The 18,371-nt window shown below is 42.9% G+C and carries 1 protein-coding gene and 3 pseudogenes; all 4 read right to left on the bottom strand.

All coding sequences use genetic code 11. The annotated features are described in order from the left end of the window. Window positions 1-53 precede the first annotated feature (53 nt). A pseudogene (locus ACFFAP_RS23490) lies at window positions 54-1,280 on the bottom strand (ABC transporter ATP-binding protein/permease); the annotation flags it as partial. Between the two features lie 198 nt (window positions 1,281-1,478). After that, window positions 1,479-2,294, bottom strand: coding sequence for a phytanoyl-CoA dioxygenase family protein (locus tag ACFFAP_RS23485; RefSeq protein ID WP_375513485.1), 816 nt, complete (start codon window positions 2,292-2,294; stop codon window positions 1,479-1,481). 170 nt (window positions 2,295-2,464) lie between these two features. Beyond that, window positions 2,465-3,229 (bottom strand): annotated as a pseudogene (locus ACFFAP_RS23480) (thioesterase domain-containing protein); the annotation flags it as partial. Window positions 3,230-3,280: 51 nt separating this feature from the next. Further along, a pseudogene (locus tag ACFFAP_RS23475) lies at window positions 3,281-18,371 on the bottom strand (non-ribosomal peptide synthase/polyketide synthase); the annotation flags it as partial.

The following is an 18,371-nucleotide window of genomic DNA, read 5'->3' as shown; positions in this document are numbered from 1 at the left end:
TATGATTACGATCGCCTCCATTTTGTTGTGGTTATAGTTTGAAAACACGCCCTAGGGCCAACAATCAATAGACCTTCTCCACGTTGAACAGAAAGTGACAAATCTTCGACGATCACCTGCTGATAGTCTGGTGTTTGTAAGGTGACATTCTCAAAAGCAAAGTAGTTTTCTTCTATTGTTTTAATAGTACTTACATTTTCAGGTTGTTTAGTTACTTCTTCTAACGCATCTGAAAACTCAGTTAAACGCTCAACGTAACTAGAAAAATTTCCAGAAATAGCAAATTCACTTATTAATTCTCCCAAAGCAGTAGCAAACAGATAGCTAGCTAAAGTAGCTTGTCCAACTTGTCCAAAATCAATTTCATTACTAATATATAAAGGTGCGAGTAATAACAACGTAAAAAATTCGATAGCAGACTGATACCCTCTGTTAAAAATTTCGTTATTTCTCTCCCAATTAATTTTGCGTATTGCACTTTTTAGGATATTACTAAATCTTCGTTGAATGATATTTGATTCTTGGTTTTCTCCTCGAAAAAAAGCTATCGATTCGGCATGATTGCGAACATGAGTCAGTGCATAATTGTAGTCGGCTTTAGATTCAAGTTCCTCTTGATTAATTTTATTTAGTTCTTGATTCAAGTAAACGGCAATCAAATTGCCTATAATCGTATAAACCAGCAAAGCAATAGCAACCTTTGGAAAAATTGACCAGAGGATTATTAAAAAAGTCGCCATTTGCAGTACTTTTTCTAGGAAAGTAGCTGAAAAACTGAGAGCATTACTAGGAAGAGGTTCAATTTCTTGGGATAAACGTTGATCTGGGTTATCAATATCAGCTTTAAAATTAATTTTATAATAAGCACGATTGGTCAAATATTTATCTAAAATATGATTATTGAGCCATTGGTACCAATCAAGAGCAATTTTTTTTCTAAGAAATTTAGAGAATCCAACTAAGAGGGTTACGGAGACAAGCCCAACAGCATAAAGCCACACTATGTTAATGAACTTAGAATAATCTTTTTCTTGAATAATGATATCGATCAAATAACGATTAACGAAACTATTAAAAGCAGTTATACCTACAAGTGCAATTATTAATAATATCAGGAGAATAAGCATTCCCCATGCACGAATCACATCTGAAAATGCTCTTTCCCCTGGTTTTGTTGGATACCAGTAAGGCCCTGCGATCGCCTGTACATTCTTCCAAAATCGAGTAAAACTAGAAAAAGTATTCGTTAAGGGTTGAGGTTGAACAACTTGGGTAGGCATATTTTAGAAATAAATTGAAATCTTTTATAATCAGATTTAATACTTTTTAGTGCTGAATAACAAGTAATAAGTACCGAGTGAGAAATTACATATAGCACTCGATACTCAGAACCATGTTTGCAATTAGATGTTTACTTGTGCTAGCTCGACTTCATCCATTTTTAGGTTTAGGCGATCGCATTATCTAGAGGATGCAGGCTAAATCAGAACTTTGTTGAATAGAGGCTGTAGTGGTGTGTGGTTGCGGCTCACCAAGAATTCTGGCCTGGGTTGCCCCTTAAAGCTTGGTATATTGTTGACGCTATTATAAGTGATAATTAGGAGCCTGTGATCGTAGGGAGAAATGTTGGGTGCTGATCCGTGTACTAAATTACAGTGAAAGAAAAGGACAGAGCCTAAAGTGCCTTTTGGTGCAACGATACCTTTTTCAGTAGCTAGTTTGGCGATTGTTTCTTTTCCAAGAGAGTATTTAAGAGCAGCACTAACATTAGACTTCCAGTCATTTTTTTGGTGATTAACTTCAGATGACTCTGTTTGTCCTAAGTGAACAAGGCTCTCTTTGTGAGAACCTGGAATGAAATACATAGGCCCGTTAAACTCATTACATTCATCCAAGAAAACAGCAACATTCAATGCTTTAGGGGATGGCATACCATCTTCTTGATCCCAAAATACAAAGTCTTGATGCCACGGCCATATATCTCCTCCAAAAGCTGCTTTAAAGTTGATTTGAAATTGGTAGACATATACATCGCTATTGAGAATTTCACAAGCAGATGTTAGGAGGCTAGGGTGTCGAGTCAAGGAATCGAAAATTTCCGTGGTGGCGTGGCATCCATGAAGAGCGCGCACTGTTTTGTTATCTTTTTCTAAAATCCGTCCTGGTATATCTCTTACTATCAAATCTTTAACAGCAGCGTGCATTGCCTCAACTTCTTTTGTTGAGAAAAGCTCTGGAATAAAAAGTAGCCCGTTTCCTTTGTAATATTCTATTTGCTCTTGGTTTAATTTCATGATTTTTTCCTTATAATTGGTAGAGAACATAACTATTATTTTGATGTTTAAAATCAACTAATTACTAATAGAAACTTGTGTTGATTAACACTGAGTCAGGCGATCGCTCTTTCACAAATAAATTCTCCTTATGAGCAGAATCTGATTATCAAAAGAAGGTTCATACCCCGTCACCTGTAGTTCCCTGTGGCTTCTTCGATACAAGCTTTCAACCGTTCGGCTAAGACCTGAACATGGGGTTGAGTCATCATCGTGACATGGTTGCCTGGGACAAAATGGATATCCACCGGCTCGGTAGAAAACTTGCTCCAGCCCCAGGTTGAATCCTGTAAAATCTCAGAAATTACTTCACTATTAGACTCCTCGACTACGGAAGTTTCGCTGGCTCGCAACAAGGTAATTCGGATTGGATAAACCTGTTGTGGCACATAATTAACTAGAGAGTTAGTTTTGAGTAATTGCACCATATTATTAAGCTGGATAATTTCATCGTCGGCAGGTAATATATCAACATTTTTTAATCGTTCTAGAACGTATTTGAGTTGATCTTCCCAAACCAAACATTGAAGAATATCGTCAGAAATATCTAGTTTTTTTGCGTAAATAATTTCGATTGCACCTGCCAATTGAGCTAGCCATTTCGCATTATCCCAATCAAATCCTTCTGGCTTTTCCTGATAAAAAGGTGCTGTAGTATCAAGAATGGTAACTAAAGCAACCTTATGTCCTTTGCGAAGTAACTGCTGCACCATTTCAAAGGCTAATTTACCGCCAAAAGAATGTCCTGCCAAAAAATAAGGACCTTGCGGTTGAACAACCTCTAGTTCTTGAATGTACTGGGCTGCCATATCCTCAACTTGGGTAAGGGCTGCTGATCCTCCAGAAAGACTATTTGCTTGGAAACTGTAAAATGGTTGGTCTGAACCTAGACAACGGGCTAAGTCATATAAGTAGAAAGGAGTACCAGCAGCCCCTGGAAGGCAAAACAAAGGTGGCTTAGAACCGTTCGGCTGAATTGCTACTAAGGAAGACCAAACTGAGGAATCCGAATCCGCTTGCACAATAGTTGCCAACTGTTCAATAGTTGGATTTTGGTAAAGGCTGGCTATAGGAACATCTTTACCAAACTGCTGTTTAATTTGAGCCATTAAGTAAGGAGTTAAAAGGGAATGACCACCGAGATCAAAAAAGTTATCTTGTACTCCCACCCTGTCAACTTTCAAAATTCTTGACCAGATTTGCGCTAATTGCAGTTCAAATTGGTTACGTGGTGCAACAAATTTGTCTGAGTCACTGCTATTTAAATCAAGTACTTTCAATGCGCGGCGGTCTACTTTGCCGCTAGGAGTTAGGGGCAACGACTCCAACATCACAAAAGCATTGGGTACCATATACTCTGGCAGCTTTGCTTTGAGGTATTGGCGCAGTTCGCTAATTCTCGGTGTACAGTCCTGATGTACTACCACGTAGGCAACTAAACGTTTATCACCGGAAGCGTCCTCGCGGGCGATGACACAACATCCCTCCACATCGCTATGTTGGCTCAATACTGCCTCTACTTCTCCCAATTCGATCCGGAAGCCTCGCACCTTAACCTGATTGTCGATGCGTCCTAAGTATTCAATATTTCTATCCGGTAAATAGCGTGCTAAATCCCCGGTTTTATATAATTTACTCCCTTCTGCTTCCTGCCCTCTGCCTCCTGCCTTCTCAAAAGGATTGGGGATAAATCTCTCAAGAGTTAATTCAGGTCGGTTGAGGTAGCCTCGCGCTAAAGGGACACCACCAATGTATAATTCTCCTGCTACACCGATAGGTACAGGCTGTAGATATTTATCTAAGATGTATATCTGTGTATTGGCAATTGGTCGTCCAATGGGAGGAAGTAGCGGCCAAGTCTCTACTGAATTAGTCAGAGTAAAAGTGGTGACTACATGGCTTTCTGATGGCCCATAATGATTGTGCAAAGTACAATCATCAGTTAGTTTGCTTAACCAATGAGAAATGACGGGAGTAATTTGCAACTGTTCCCCAGCAGTAATGATTTCCCGCAAATTACTAGTAAATAATTCACCGCCAACAGCGACTTCAGCTAGTTGTTGTAAGCCAACAAAGGGAATAAACAATCTCTCAACCGCTTTGTTTTCCATCAAAGCTAACAAAGCCACTGGATCTCGGCGCAATTCCTCCGTAATCAAGAGCAATGTACCTCCCGAAAACCAACTAGAGAACATTTCATGAAAGGAGACATCAAAGCTGATAGGAGAAAATTGCAGAGTTTTTGCTCCACTAGAAATTTTCATATTTTCCAGTTGCCACAGGATCAAATTGCAAAGAGCAAGTTGACTCATGGCTACACCTTTAGGTTTACCTGTAGAACCAGAGGTGTAAATCACATAACCTAAGTTAGTTGCTTGCACATCAGAGATGAAATTGTCCTGGCTAAACTGAGAAATTAGTTGCCAGTTAGTATCCAAACAGACAAGTTTTGCTTGATGCTCAGGTAGTCTCTCAACGAGTTGCTGTTGAGTCAACAATATCGAAACAGCCGCATCTTCTAACATGAAACTAAGGCGTTCTTGAGGATAGTTTGTGTCAAGTGGCACGTAAGCCCCACCCGCTTTAAGAATCCCCAATAGTCCTACGACCATTAAGAGCGATCGCTCGACACAAATACCCACCAACACATCGGCTCCTACACCCAAAGAGCGCAAGTAGTGCGCCAACTGATTTGCTTTGGCATTCAACTGGTAGTAAGTCAGTTGTTGATTTTCAAACACAACTGCTACAGCATCTGGGCTACGCTCTACTTGTTCCTCAAACAACTGATGGATACACTTACACTTATTTTGAAGATAATCAACTTGAGTGTTGTTCCACTCCACTAATAACTGCTGTTCCTCAGTTGCTGTCAGCAGAGGCAATTGCGCTAGGTGCTGCTGTGGATTAGTAACAATTCCCTCAAGCAATGTTTGAAAATGTCCTAACATTCGAGCGATCGCCGCGTCATCAAATCGGCTAGTATCGTAGCTAATCTTCACTAACAATTGCTTACCAGGAGCGGCAACTACAGTCAGAGGATAATTGGTTTGTTCAATGCTGTGAATATTGTTTATGGAGAAACTGTGATTGTGTTCTTGCACTGCCGCATCAACTGGATAATTCTCGAAGACGACAATGCTCTCGAATAAAGACGTACCTCTGGGGACTTCACTCCAGCCCTGAATCTCCACCAATGAACTATATGAGTATTGCTCCGACTCAAAGGCTAGTGTTTGTAAATCCTTCAACAAAGCCAGTACTTGGGTATCATCTGCAACTTGAACTCGCACTGGCAAAGTGTTGATAAATATTCCTACCATCGATTCGATACCGACAAGAGATGGCGGACGACCGGACACAGTAGCACCAAAAACTACATCTGTTTCTTGGTTGTAGCGACACAGAAGTATTGCCCAAGTTGCCTGCACTAGATTATTTATCGTCAGTTGATGTTGTCGTGCAAAACTTTGTAGGGTTGCTGTTGATTGCACTGTCAGTTGGATTTGTTGTTCACTATAGCTAGAATTTAACTGTTTTCGGTTTAACGATGGTTTATCGACACTCAAAGGAGTGGGTGCAGTAAAACCTTGGAGTTTTTCCTTCCAGAATTGTTCAGCTAGGGCTAAGTCTTGTTTTTGTAGCCAAGCAATATAGTTGCGGTAACTTTGGTTTGGTTGAACTGTCTTAGTTTCACCCTGAAAAATTGCTTGATAAAAATACAATAGGTCTTTGAAAACCAAAGGTATTGACCAGCCATCAAGCAATAAGTGATGAGAATTCCAAACGAATTCATAAGTATCTGCACTCAATTGAATCAGGGCCAGGTGCATCAGTGGTGCAAGAGAGAGTTGGAAACCCTGTTGTCGCTGTGAATGCAAGAAAAGGTCTAATTGCTGTTGCTGATCTTGTGCAGATAGCCGTTGCCAATCATGTCTGTTGAGGTTAACATCCACCTGCCGATACACGATTTGAAGTGGCTGGGCCAATTGCTCCCAAGCAAAAGCAGTCCGCAAGATTGAATGCTGTGCTACCACTTGCTGCCAAGCTTGCTCAAAAGCTGCCACGTTCAACTTACCTGTCAAAGTGCAACTCAACTGCTCAAAATATACTCCTGAGTCTGGAGCATACAAACTTTCAAACAGCATCCCCTGTTGCATGGGAGAAAGTGGATAAATATCTTCAATATTCTTGGAGTTAGTTTTGCCTAAACTTGCCAACAGTTGGTCTAGTTGTAGCTGGTTGAGTTTGGCTAACGAAAAATCTGAAGGTGTATAACCTCCACTCTCAGGTGATGAACAATGAGCAATCAACCCTTGCAATGTTTTGACAAAATCTTGCGCCAGAGTTGCGATCGTAGCGTGCTGGTGGACATTGTTGCTGTAAATCCACTCTATTTGCAACCGTTCTCCAGCAATAATGCTGTTAATGTCTAATAAATGAGCGCGGTTGTTCTGCAAACTTTGGCTTTGTCCAGCAGACTCACTAGCCAGCTGCATCCAAGAAGATGTATTGAGAAGTTGATCGAATTGACCCAAATAATTAAAACTGATTTCTGGTTGCCCAAATGCTTGAAGTTGAGCAGCAATTTCTGAATCCTGACTCAGATAGCGCAATAAGCCGTAGCCAATTCCTTTGTTGGGAATAGCACGCAGTTGTTCTTTGACAGATTTTAAGGCATCTGCTGGATTTTCTGTTGTTTGGAGTTCCACAAGTACAGGGAAAATGGTTGTAAACCAACCGATAGTGCGTGATAAATCAACACCATCAACAATATCTTCCCGCCCATGACCTTCTAAGTTGAACAGCACAGAGCTTGAGTTAGTCCATTTTGCCAAAACCAGCACCAAGGCAGTCAGTAGCACATCATTAATCTGAGTGTTGTAAGCCTTTGGCACGTCTTGCAGTAAGGCACGAGTTTCGATCTCATTTAATGACACTGATACTGTACTGGCTCCTTCAACAGTATTCGCCCCTTGTGTATAGTCAACTGGAATGGGAGGAACTGCGGTGCGAGATTCATTCAGCCAATAAGCCACTTCAGATTTGAGGGCTTGTGATTGTGCATAAGCTGTTAATTTGTCAGACCAATCCTTGAAAGAAGTTGTTTTAGCAGTCAGGGCAATGGCTTTACCTTGAGCAAGTTGCTGGTAAGCTGTTTGTAAATCCTCTAATAAAATCCGCCAAGAAACACCATCAACTACCAAGTGATGGATGACTATTAGTAGTCGCGCTCTTTTGTCAATACCCAGATGGAAAAAGGCGACTTGCACTAGATTTTCTGACAGATTCAAACTCGCCTGAAAGCAAGCCGCTTTAGTTTCAATAGCAGTTTGTTGTTCACTTTCTGGAAGTGCCGATAAGTCTATGTGAGAGAAGGCAAAGCTATTAGTAACACCAGAGTGAATCTGCTGCCAAGTGGACTCAGATTGTGTAAAACGTAGGCGCAGAGCATCGTGATGTACTAGCAATTGCTGCAATACTTGCTTTAATAACTCTGCCTTGAGGTCAGATGGTACTGAAAGCAGAAATGATTGATTAAAGTGGTGCGGCTGTTGTAAATTTTGCTCAAAGAAATAGTGTTGAATTGGTGTTAGAGGTAATGTCCCTGTGACTAATCCTTGTTCTATGTGGATAACACTTGCTATGTTTTCCACTGTCGCTAATTCTGCAATTGTTTGATGTGCAAATAATTGCTTGAGAGTCAGATGCAATCCTGTTTGCTTGGCTCTGCTGATAATTTGAATACTGAGAATAGAATCTCCGCCAAGTTCAAAGAAGTTATCATGTATGCCCACTTGCTCTAGTCTCAGAACTTCTGCCCAAATCTGCGCTAGCGTTTCTTCAATGGGGGTGCGTGGGCCTACAAAACTGACTTCTAGTTCTCCACGAAAGTCTGGTTCAGGCAATGCGCGGCGGTCTACCTTGCCGTTGGGCAAAAGAGGTAGGGACTCCAGCATCACAAAAGCATGAGGCATCATGTACTGTGGCAGTTGACCAGAGAGAAAAGAGCGTAACTGGCTGACTGTAGGAGTTTGTCTTAGATGCGGCACTACGTAGGCGAGTAAGCGTTTATCCCCAGTCGTGTCTTCACGTGCAATGACACAACATGCCTGCACATCCTCATATTGGCTCAACCGTGCTTCAATTTCTCCCAACTCGATACGGAAACCGCGTATTTTTACTTGGTTGTCAATACGTCCCAGGTATTCAATTGTGCCATCCGGTAAATAACGTACTAAATCACCAGTTTTATAAAAGCGGGAATCTAGTTCATCGCTAAAAGGGTTAAGGATGAATTTTTCTTTTGTCAACTCTGGACGGTTGAGGTAGCCTCTTGCTATCCCTGCACCACCAATGTGCAATTCTCCTGGTACACCCACGGGTACTGGTTGCAGATATTCATCTAAGATGTAGATTTGCGTGTTGGCGATCGCGCGACCGATGGGAACAACTTGTCGTTCAATTCCTTGTTTGCAAGTCCAGAAGGTTGCATCAATACAAGCTTCTGTCGGCCCGTAGAGATTGTGCAAGTTCACATTGAGATTACTTAACACGTTCTCTTGCAGAGCAACTGGTAAGGCTTCACCTCCGCAGAAGATTTGTTTAAGGGAATGACAAGTTTCGAGTCCTCCTTGTTCTATAAGTATTTGTAACAAAGATGGTACAAATTGAACAGTAGTGACCTGCTCTTGGGCAATTAACTTTAACAGGTAAGCAGTATCAGCATGACCTCCGGGTTGAGCTAATAGCAACTGTCCACCTACTAACAAAGGAGCGTAGAATTCCCAAACCGAGGCATCAAAGCTAAAGGGAGTTTTTTGTAGCACTTTGTCTTTTTCAGTTAGAGGGAATGTTGCTTGCATCCAGAACATATGGTTGCAAATGTTGCGGTGAGAAAGCATCACTCCCTTAGGCTGACCTGTAGAACCAGAGGTATAAATCACATAGGCCAAGTTAGCTGCTTGCACAGTAGTGATTAGATTGTCTGGACTTGACTGAGAAATAAACTGCAAGTCAGTATCTAAACATATAATCTGCGCTTGATTCTGAGGCAACTTCTCAAAGAGTTGTTGTTGGGTCAGTAGGACTGGAACTTGAGCATCTTCTAGCATAAAACTCAAGCGTTCTTGAGGATAATCTGGGTCAAGTGGCAGGTACGCCCCACCCGCCTTAAGAATACCTAGTAGTCCCACGACCATTAAGAGCGATCGCTCTACACAAATACCCACCAATGTATCTGGTTTTACACCTAAAGATTGCAAGTAATGCGCCAAATGGTTAGCGCGACAGTTCAATTGCTGGTAAGTCAGTTGTTGATTGTCAAAAATAACTGCTACTGTATCCGGGGTACTCAAACACTGCTCCTCAAACAACTCATGGATACACTTATCAAAAGGATATTCTGCTTGAGTCGAGTTCCATTCAACTAATAACTGATGCTGTTCAACTTGTGTAAGCATTGGCAATTGTGAAATCCGCTCCTCTGGATTAGCAACAATCCCTTCCAGCAAGGTCACAAAATGCCCAGTCATCCGCTCAATTGTGCTGCTATCAAATAAGTCAGTGCTATACTCCCATACACCCACTAATCCAGCACCTGTACTGAGCCTAGTCGTTGGCGAAGCCTCAGCAAAATTAGTAGAGTTGTGCATTGATAAACTCAAATCAAACTTAGCAGTTGCCCTTTCTGCTCGTAAAGAACTGATAGTTAAGCCAGCAAGCTCTACTTGAGACATAGGCGCATTCTGGAGTGCAAACATTACTTGGAAAAGTGGCGTATGGCTCAGATTCCGTTCTGGGTGCAATGTTTCCACCAGCATCTCAAAAGGCAATTCCTGATGAACATAGGCTCCTAGAGCTATTTCCCGAACGTGAGAGAGTAATTGGCTAAAAGAGGGGTTGCCTGATAAGTCAGCACGCATGACTAAGGTATTGACAAAGAAGCCAATTAACCCCTCAATTTCACTGTGATCGCGGTTTGCAATTGGTGTCCCCACCAAAATATCTGCCACACCTGTGTAGCGGTAAAGTAGGGTATGATAAGCTGCCAAAAGCGTCATAAAGAGGGTACAGCCTTGCTCCTGGCTCAGTTTTGTCAGTCTATTAGTCAACTCAACTGAGAGTTTAAATTCTTGAGTTGCACCAGCGAAAGTCTGTACAGCAGGTCTTGGCCGGTCTGTGGGTAACGACAACAAGGCTGGTGTATCTTTTAATTGTTGTTGCCAGTAACTTAATTGAGTTTGCAGTACATCTCCTTGCAACCACTCCCTTTGCCATAGGGCAAAATCTGCATATTGAATCGGCAGTGGTGCTAAAGGTGACGGCTCACCTTGAGAATAAGCCTTGTACAGTGCTGCTAATTCTTGGATAAACACACCCATCGACCAACCATCAGAGACAATGTGGTGCATACACACTAACAAGATGTGTTCTGTCTGGGACAGCAGTACTAATGTCGCCCTGATTAATACTTCATTTGCCAGGTCAAACGAAAGAAGTGCTTGTTCTTGCGCTAATTGCTGTGTAGCGATTTCTTGTTCGGCTGGTGAGAGATGTTGCCATTCAAGAACTGATACTGTCCAATTCGTTTCTGTGTGAATAATTTGAGAAGGTTTTCCATCAACGGTGATGAAGTTGGTGCGTAATGCTTCATGGCGATGAATAATTTCTTGCAAACTTTGTTCCAAGGCAGCCTGATTGAGATTGCCTAATAGACGCAAAGCTATGGGTATGTTATATAAAGCACTGTTCGGCTCTAACTGGTCTAAAAACCACAAGCGCTGTTGAGCATAAGATAGGGGTAATTCTTCATTCATCATCTCTTGCTCCTTGGTAGAATGCGTGGAACAGTTAGGTTTGAGTTTTGTTGCTGTAACTTCCCGATAGATTGCGCTAGTTCAGCTATTGTTGCAGCCTTGAAAAATTCTGGTAAAGGGAGTTGGACTTTGAAGCGATCGCGGATGCGTGAAACCACTTGTGTTGCGAGTAGCGAGTGTCCGCCTAGTTCAAAGAAGTTATCATGAATTCCTACTTTTTCCAATCCCAGCATTTGTGACCACATCTGTGCCAGTGTTTCTTCGACTGGTGTACGCGGGGCCATATATTTGTCTGAACTTTCATTATATAAATCCAGTGCGGGCAAAGCACGGCGGTCTACTTTGCCGTTATGAGTTAGCGGCAACGACTCCAATATCACAAAAGCATTTGGCACCATGTAGTCTGGGAGTTTTGCTTTCAGGTATTGCCGCAGTTTGCTGATTGTGGGTGTACAGCCATGATGTGGCACTACATAAGCAATTAAGCGTTTATCACCAGGGGTATCTTCGCGGGGGATGACGCAAGATGCCTGCACATCACCATGTTGGCTCAGGATTGCTTCAATTTCGCCTAGCTCAATCCGAAAACCGCGTATTTTAACTTGGTTATCAATACGTCCCAAGTATTCAATATTACCATTTGGTAAATAACGTGCTTTATCCCCAGTTTTATAGAGGCGCGAATGATCGTCAGAACTAAAGGGATTGGGAATAAATTTCTGTTGTGTTAACTCTGGTCGGTTAAAGTACTCCCTTGCTAGACCATCTCCCCCAAGGTATACTTCTCCGGGTAGACCAACACCCACTGGCTGTAGTTGAGAATCTAACACATAGATTTGCGTGTTGGAAATTGGCTGCCCGATGGGAATAGTCGTAGCGCCTTCGCTTACTTCCTGCACCAAGTACCAGGAAGTAAATGTTGTATTCTCTGTTGGCCCATAAACGTGCAGTAATCGATGTGGCGCACCATTTTTCAGTACTTCTTTGACCCATTTAGGATCGACCGCTTCTCCTCCAAATAGAAGATGCCCCACTGTATTGAAAGCAGAGGGGGCTTCTTGAGCAATTTGATTGAACAAAGCAGTTGTCAAGAATAACACACTGATACCTTGCGCTCGAATAAAGGCTGCAAAGTCTTGTGGCGAAAGTGCCAAATCTTTACTCACCCCTACCAACTGCGCTCCGTTCAGTAGCGCACCCCAAATTTCAAATGTTGCAGCGTCAAAGGCGTAATTTGAGGCTTGTGCAATCACATCTTGAGCAGAAATGCTCACATAGTTGGTTTGTTTGACTAATCGAACTACACCTCGATGGACAATGCTAACGCCTTTTGGTTGACCTGTAGAACCGCTTGTGTACATTACATAAGCTAAGTTATCAGCTTTGATGCTAGTAGTTGGGTTGTGTTGTGCTTGTTTGCTGATGATATCCCAGTTTGAGTCTAAGCAAATTACACCAGCTTGGCGATTGCCCAGCTTACTAACTAATTTTTCTTGAGTCAATATAACTGATAGCCCAGTGTCTTCGAGCATGAAGCTTAAGCGCTCTTGAGGATATTCTGGGTCGAGAGGTACATAAGCCCCACCCGCCTTGAGAATTCCCAACATTCCCACTATCATTTCAAGCGATGCCTCCGGCAACGTCTCCGACGAACGCTCCACACACAACCCAACCAGTACTTCTGGTTTTATTCTAAGGGTTTGTAGATAATGAGCGAGTTGATTTGCTCTGGCGTTTAACTCAGTATATGTAAGGTGTTGATCCCCAAATATCACCGCCGTTGCATTGGGTGTTTGTTCTACTTGCGCTTCAAACAACTGGTGAATGCATTTATCTTTGGGATATTTTACTGCTGTCTGGTTCCACTCCACTAGAAGTTGATGATGCTCCTCTAAAGAAATAAGAGAGTGCAACTCATAACGTCCTTGTGGCTGGTTCGCCATTGCAGCAAGAACTCTAAGGTAATAATCGCTAATCCTGTTAATTTGTTCGGAACATAATTCACAGAGATTGTATTTCAAATTCAGTGCTACCTCAGAGGAGTTGGGACTGACGCTGAATTGAGCAAGAAAAGTAAAGTTTGTTTGTTCAAAAAACTTTCCACCTAGCAGCTGCAAATTATCAAGTTCCAGCACCTGTTCATAGACATGGAAATGGGTGAAATTAAACGCCGTTTCAAACAGAGGAAATTCACTACCCAAACTCCTCTGTATTTCTGCCAAAGGATAGCGGCGGTGTGGTAACATTTCTCGTTCTGCTGCAAACACTTGTTTCACTAGGTCTGTCCAAGTGCCTCCAGCAAATTGCAGGCGGAATGGCAATGTATTGAGGAATAGTCCCAGGACTCGTTCACCATCACTTTGCTCAGGTCGTCCGTTAGCTGCTACACCCGTTACTACATCTGACTCACCAGTGAGGAAATTTAATACTCGCAGATGAGCAGCCAACAACACACTCTTGAGTGTCACTTCTGCGGACTGAGCCAGTTGTTTTAAGCCTGCAAAAATTTCGGGGGATAAAGTTACCTCTTGCACACCAACTTCTCGAACATTAGTATTTGTTTGCACAAAAGACCAGCGAGGTAATTTGGTGAAAGTGCTGTCGTTTAACCTTTCACTCCAGTATCGCCCAGTTGACGATGAAGCGATCGCTTGTTGCTCTAAAGCCACAAAATCCCGGAACGCAATACTGAATTGTGGCGATACATAATCGACTGGTTCGCCTAAAAGCGACAAGTAACGCTTAAGCAATTCACTCATCATTGAGGCAACACTCCATCCATCGAGAATGGCGTGGTGGAAGCTCAAAGCCAGATTGAATGTCTCCTGGGTGCGACGATGAACAAAGAAACGCACTAAGGGAGGATGAGTCCAATCAAAATGCCGTTTCTTTTCAGCTGCAAACCAAGCAGCTAATGCATCTTCTTGCTCAGAATGATTCAAATCACACCAATCCTCCACCTGCAAGGGAACCTCAACCTGCTGATGAACCAGTTGCAACGGAATACTAAAGTTACTAAGCTCAAATGAAGTCCGCAGTACAGCGTGATGATTGACTAAATCTTGAATAGCGACCTCTAAAAGTTGAACATCAAAAGGGGTTTTAAGGTAGAAACTGAAAATATCGTGATAGACTGCACTATCTTGGCTGTACTCACTGTGATAAATCATTCCCATTTGCAGCATAGCAAGGGGATAGGCATCCTCTAGACCATCAGGTAACTGCTGTTTGTCTGCTTGAGAAATCAGACTGAATGGTTGAGTTAATTCTAATTTTGTGATGTCATTCTCTTGTGTTTTCAGTTCTTGGACTAGCTCATGAATCGTTTGATATTGGAATAACTGTTGCACAGAGAAACTCAAACCTTGTTCTTTAGCTTGAGACAGCACTTGAATGCTACGGATAGAATCCCCACCCAAAGCAAAGAAGTTATCATTAATACCTACTTTTTCAACACCGAGAACCTTAGTCCAGATGGCGGCTAATATTTTCTCTTCTGGAGTGCTAGGTGCGACAAAAACATCTTCTAATTCTGGCCTTACGGTGTCAGGTACAGGCAAAGCACGACGGTCTACCTTACCATTTGCTGTCAGTGGTAGAGCTTCTAACTGCACAAAAGCACTTGGTATCGTGTACTCTGGCAGCTTTTGTTTGAGGAAGCGACGTAGTTCTGCGGCTGTGGGAGATTGTTCTGTCTTCGGCACTACGTAAGCTACTAAACGTTTATTGCCCGGTTCATCCTCCCGAACCAGCACCGCGCTTTCCCAGATGGCTGGGTGTTGCGCTAGTAGTGCCTCAATTTCTCCCAACTCAATGCGGAAGCCGCGAATCTTCACTTGTTGATCGATGCGCCCTAAATACTCCAACTCGCCATTGGGCAAATAACGTGCTAAGTCACCTGTTTTATATAGTCGCGCTTTTGGGTTATTGCTAAAGGGATTAGAGATAAACCTCTGTGCTGTCAGTTCAGAACGATTAAGATAACCACGCGCTACCCCAGCACCACCAACATACATCTCACCTGCGACACCAATTGGTACTGGCTTTTGATATTCATCTAGCACATACACCTGTAAGTCAGGAATCGGACGACCAATTACACTTGCCGTGCCATTCAAATCGGTTTTGCTCAATGGACGATAAGTTACATGTACAGTTGTTTCTGTAATCCCGTACATATTTACTAACTGGGGTGACTTGTCGCCATGACGCTCAAACCAAGGCTGTAAACTCTTCAGTTCTAGGGCTTCTCCACCGAAGATAACCAAGCGTAAGTTCAAATTGCCGGTAGTTGCCGTTGACTGTTCGGCTTGAATCAACTGACGGAAAGCTGAAGGTGTTTGATTGAGAATTGTGACTTTCTCTTGAGCTAATAACTCGAAGAAAGACTCAGGCGATCGCGTCACTAAATAAGGCACTACTACCAGTCGTCCACCATAAAGTAAAGCACCCCAAATTTCCCAAACAGAGAAATCGAAAGCGTAAGAGTGGAACATTGTCCAGACATCATCTTGATTGAAGTGATACCAAGAATTTGTCGCTTCAAATAGACGAACTACATTTGAGTGGTTAACTAAGGTGCCTTTCGGTTGACCTGTAGATCCTGATGTGTAAATGACATAAGCTAAGTTATCAGTTGTCAAGCCACTAACGAGATTGTCTTTACTTTCGGTAGATATATCTTCCCAGTCTTTATCTAAGCACAGTACATGTGCCCCATGTTCTGGTAGGCTAGTCAGCAATTTCTCTTGAGTCAACAGGACTGATACCTGTGAATCATTTAGCATATATGCCAAACGTTCTTGAGGATAGTCTGGGTCAAGTGGCACATAAGCACCGTCCGCCTTGAGAATACCTAATATTCCCACGATTGTTTCTAGCGATCGCTCCACATACAACCCAACCAGCACATCGGCTCCCACACCCAAAGACTTCAGGTAATGCGCCAACTGGTTAGCACGACTATTCAACTCACCATAAGTCAGTTGTTGATTTCCAAACACCACAGCTACAGTATCAGGGATACGCTCTACCTGTTCCTCAAACAACTGATGGATACACTTATGCTGGAGATAATCCGCCTGAGTATCATTCCACTCAACTAATAACTGCTGTTGCTCAACTTCTGTCAGCAGAGGTAACTGTGAAATCTTCTGCTGTGGGTTAGCAACAATACCTTCAAGCAACGTCACAAAATGCCCAGTCATCCGCTCGATTGTGCTGGCATCAAACAAATTAGTGCTATATTCCCATACACCCACTAGTCCAGTAGCAGTGTTCTCCATTAACAAAGACAAATCAAACTTGGAAGTTGTGCCTGGTGCTGGTAAAGAACTGATAGTTAAGCCAGTAAGCTCTACTTCAGATATGGGCGCATTCTGGAGTGCAAACATCACCTGGAACAGTGGTGTATGGCTGAGATCCCGTTGAGGCTGCAATGCTTCCACTAGCATTTCAAATGGCAAATTCTGATGAGCATAAGCATCCATTGCCATTTCTCGAACGCGACCAAGTAATTCGCTAAAACTGGGGTTGCTTGCCAAGTTGGTACGCATCACTAAGGTATTGACAAAAAAGCCAATTAGTCCTTCAATTTCACTGCGATCGCGATTTGCGATCGGTGAACCAACCAAAATGTCATCAGATCCTGTATAGCGGTAAAGTAATGTATCAAACGCTGCTAACAACGTCATGAACAAGGTAACTCCTTGCTCTTGACTTAGCTGTATTAACCCACTAGTTAGCTCCCTGGAAAGTGCAAACTTTTGATATGCCCCAGCAAAACTCTGCACAGCAGGTCTGGGTCGGTCAGTTGGTAACGACAATAAAGCTGGTGCATCTTTTAATTGTTGCTGCCAATAAATCAATTGCCTTTGTAGTACATCCCCTTGCAACCACTGTCTTTGCCAGATGGCGAAATCTGCGTACTGAATCGGCAGTGGCGCTAAGGGTGTACCCCTTTCGGAAAGCAAGCTACGCGTAGCGGACGCACCAGAGGGCTGATCTTGAGAGTAAGCATTGTACAGCGCTGCTAGTTCCTGAACAAATACACCCATTGACCAGGCATCAGAGACAACATGGTGCATACATACACTCAAGACATGTTCTGTCTCAGACAGCACAATTAATGTTGCCCTGACTAATGCTTCACTTGCCAGGTCAAAAGGTTGAATAGCTTGGGTGATTGCTAATTGCTGACTAGCAATTTCTTGCTCAGTTGTCGATAACCCTTCGCAATCAATGACTGACATCCTCCAAGCAGTTTCTGTGTGAATAATTTGAGTTGGTTGTCCATCAACTATGACGAAGTTAGTGTGTAAAGCTTCATGGCGAGCAATGATTTCATGCAAGCTTTGTTCTAAGACTGTTTGATTGAGAGTTCCGACTAGACGCAAAGCTAAAGATATGTTGTATATGGCACTGTTTGGCTCTAACTGGTCTAAAAACCACAGACGCTGTTGAGCATAAGATAGTGGTAGCTCTGCATTCTTTGCTCTTGGTAAAATGGGCGTGGAAGCTAGTTCAAAGTTTTGTTGCTGCAACTGCCCAATAAGATGCGCCAATTCAGCTACTGTCGCAGCAGCAAACAACTCACGCAATGGTAGTTCCACTTTGAAAATGTTGCGGATGCGTGAAACTAGTTGCGTTGCTAGCAGCGAGTGTCCTCCAAGTTCAAAGAAGTTATCATGAATACCGACTTGCTCTACTTTCAGCACTTGCGCCCAAATTTGTGCCAGCATTTCTTCAATTGGGGTGCGCGGGGCTATATATTTGTCTTTGAGTTCGCTGTGTAAATCTGGTGCGGGTAGAACGCGGCGGTCTACCTTGCCGCTAGGAGTTAATGGCAACGACTCCAACATCACAAAAGCATTGGGTATCATGTACTCTGGCAGCTTTGCTTTAAGGAATTGCCGCAGTTCACTGATTGAGAGTATACAGTGCTGATGCGGCACTACGTAGGCGACTAAGCGCTTATCACCTGGGGTATCTTCGCGGGCGATGACACAACATGCCTGCACATCACGATGTTGGCTCAGTACTGCTTCAACCTCGCTTAACTCAATGCGGAAACCGCGTATTTTTACTTGGTTATCAATTCGCCCCAAGTATTCGATGTTGCCATCTGATAAATAGCGTGCCAAATCTCCGGTTTTATAGAGGCGCTTAGAATTACAGGATTGATTTTCTGTTTCCCCCCTGCCCCCCTGCCCCCCTGCTC

This window comes from uncultured Nostoc sp. (assembly GCF_964245575.1).
Lineage (GTDB): Bacteria > Cyanobacteriota > Cyanobacteriia > Cyanobacteriales > Nostocaceae > Nostoc.
The sequence above is the reverse complement of the archived record's forward strand: the minus strand, read 5'-3'. Positions and strand labels throughout refer to the sequence as shown.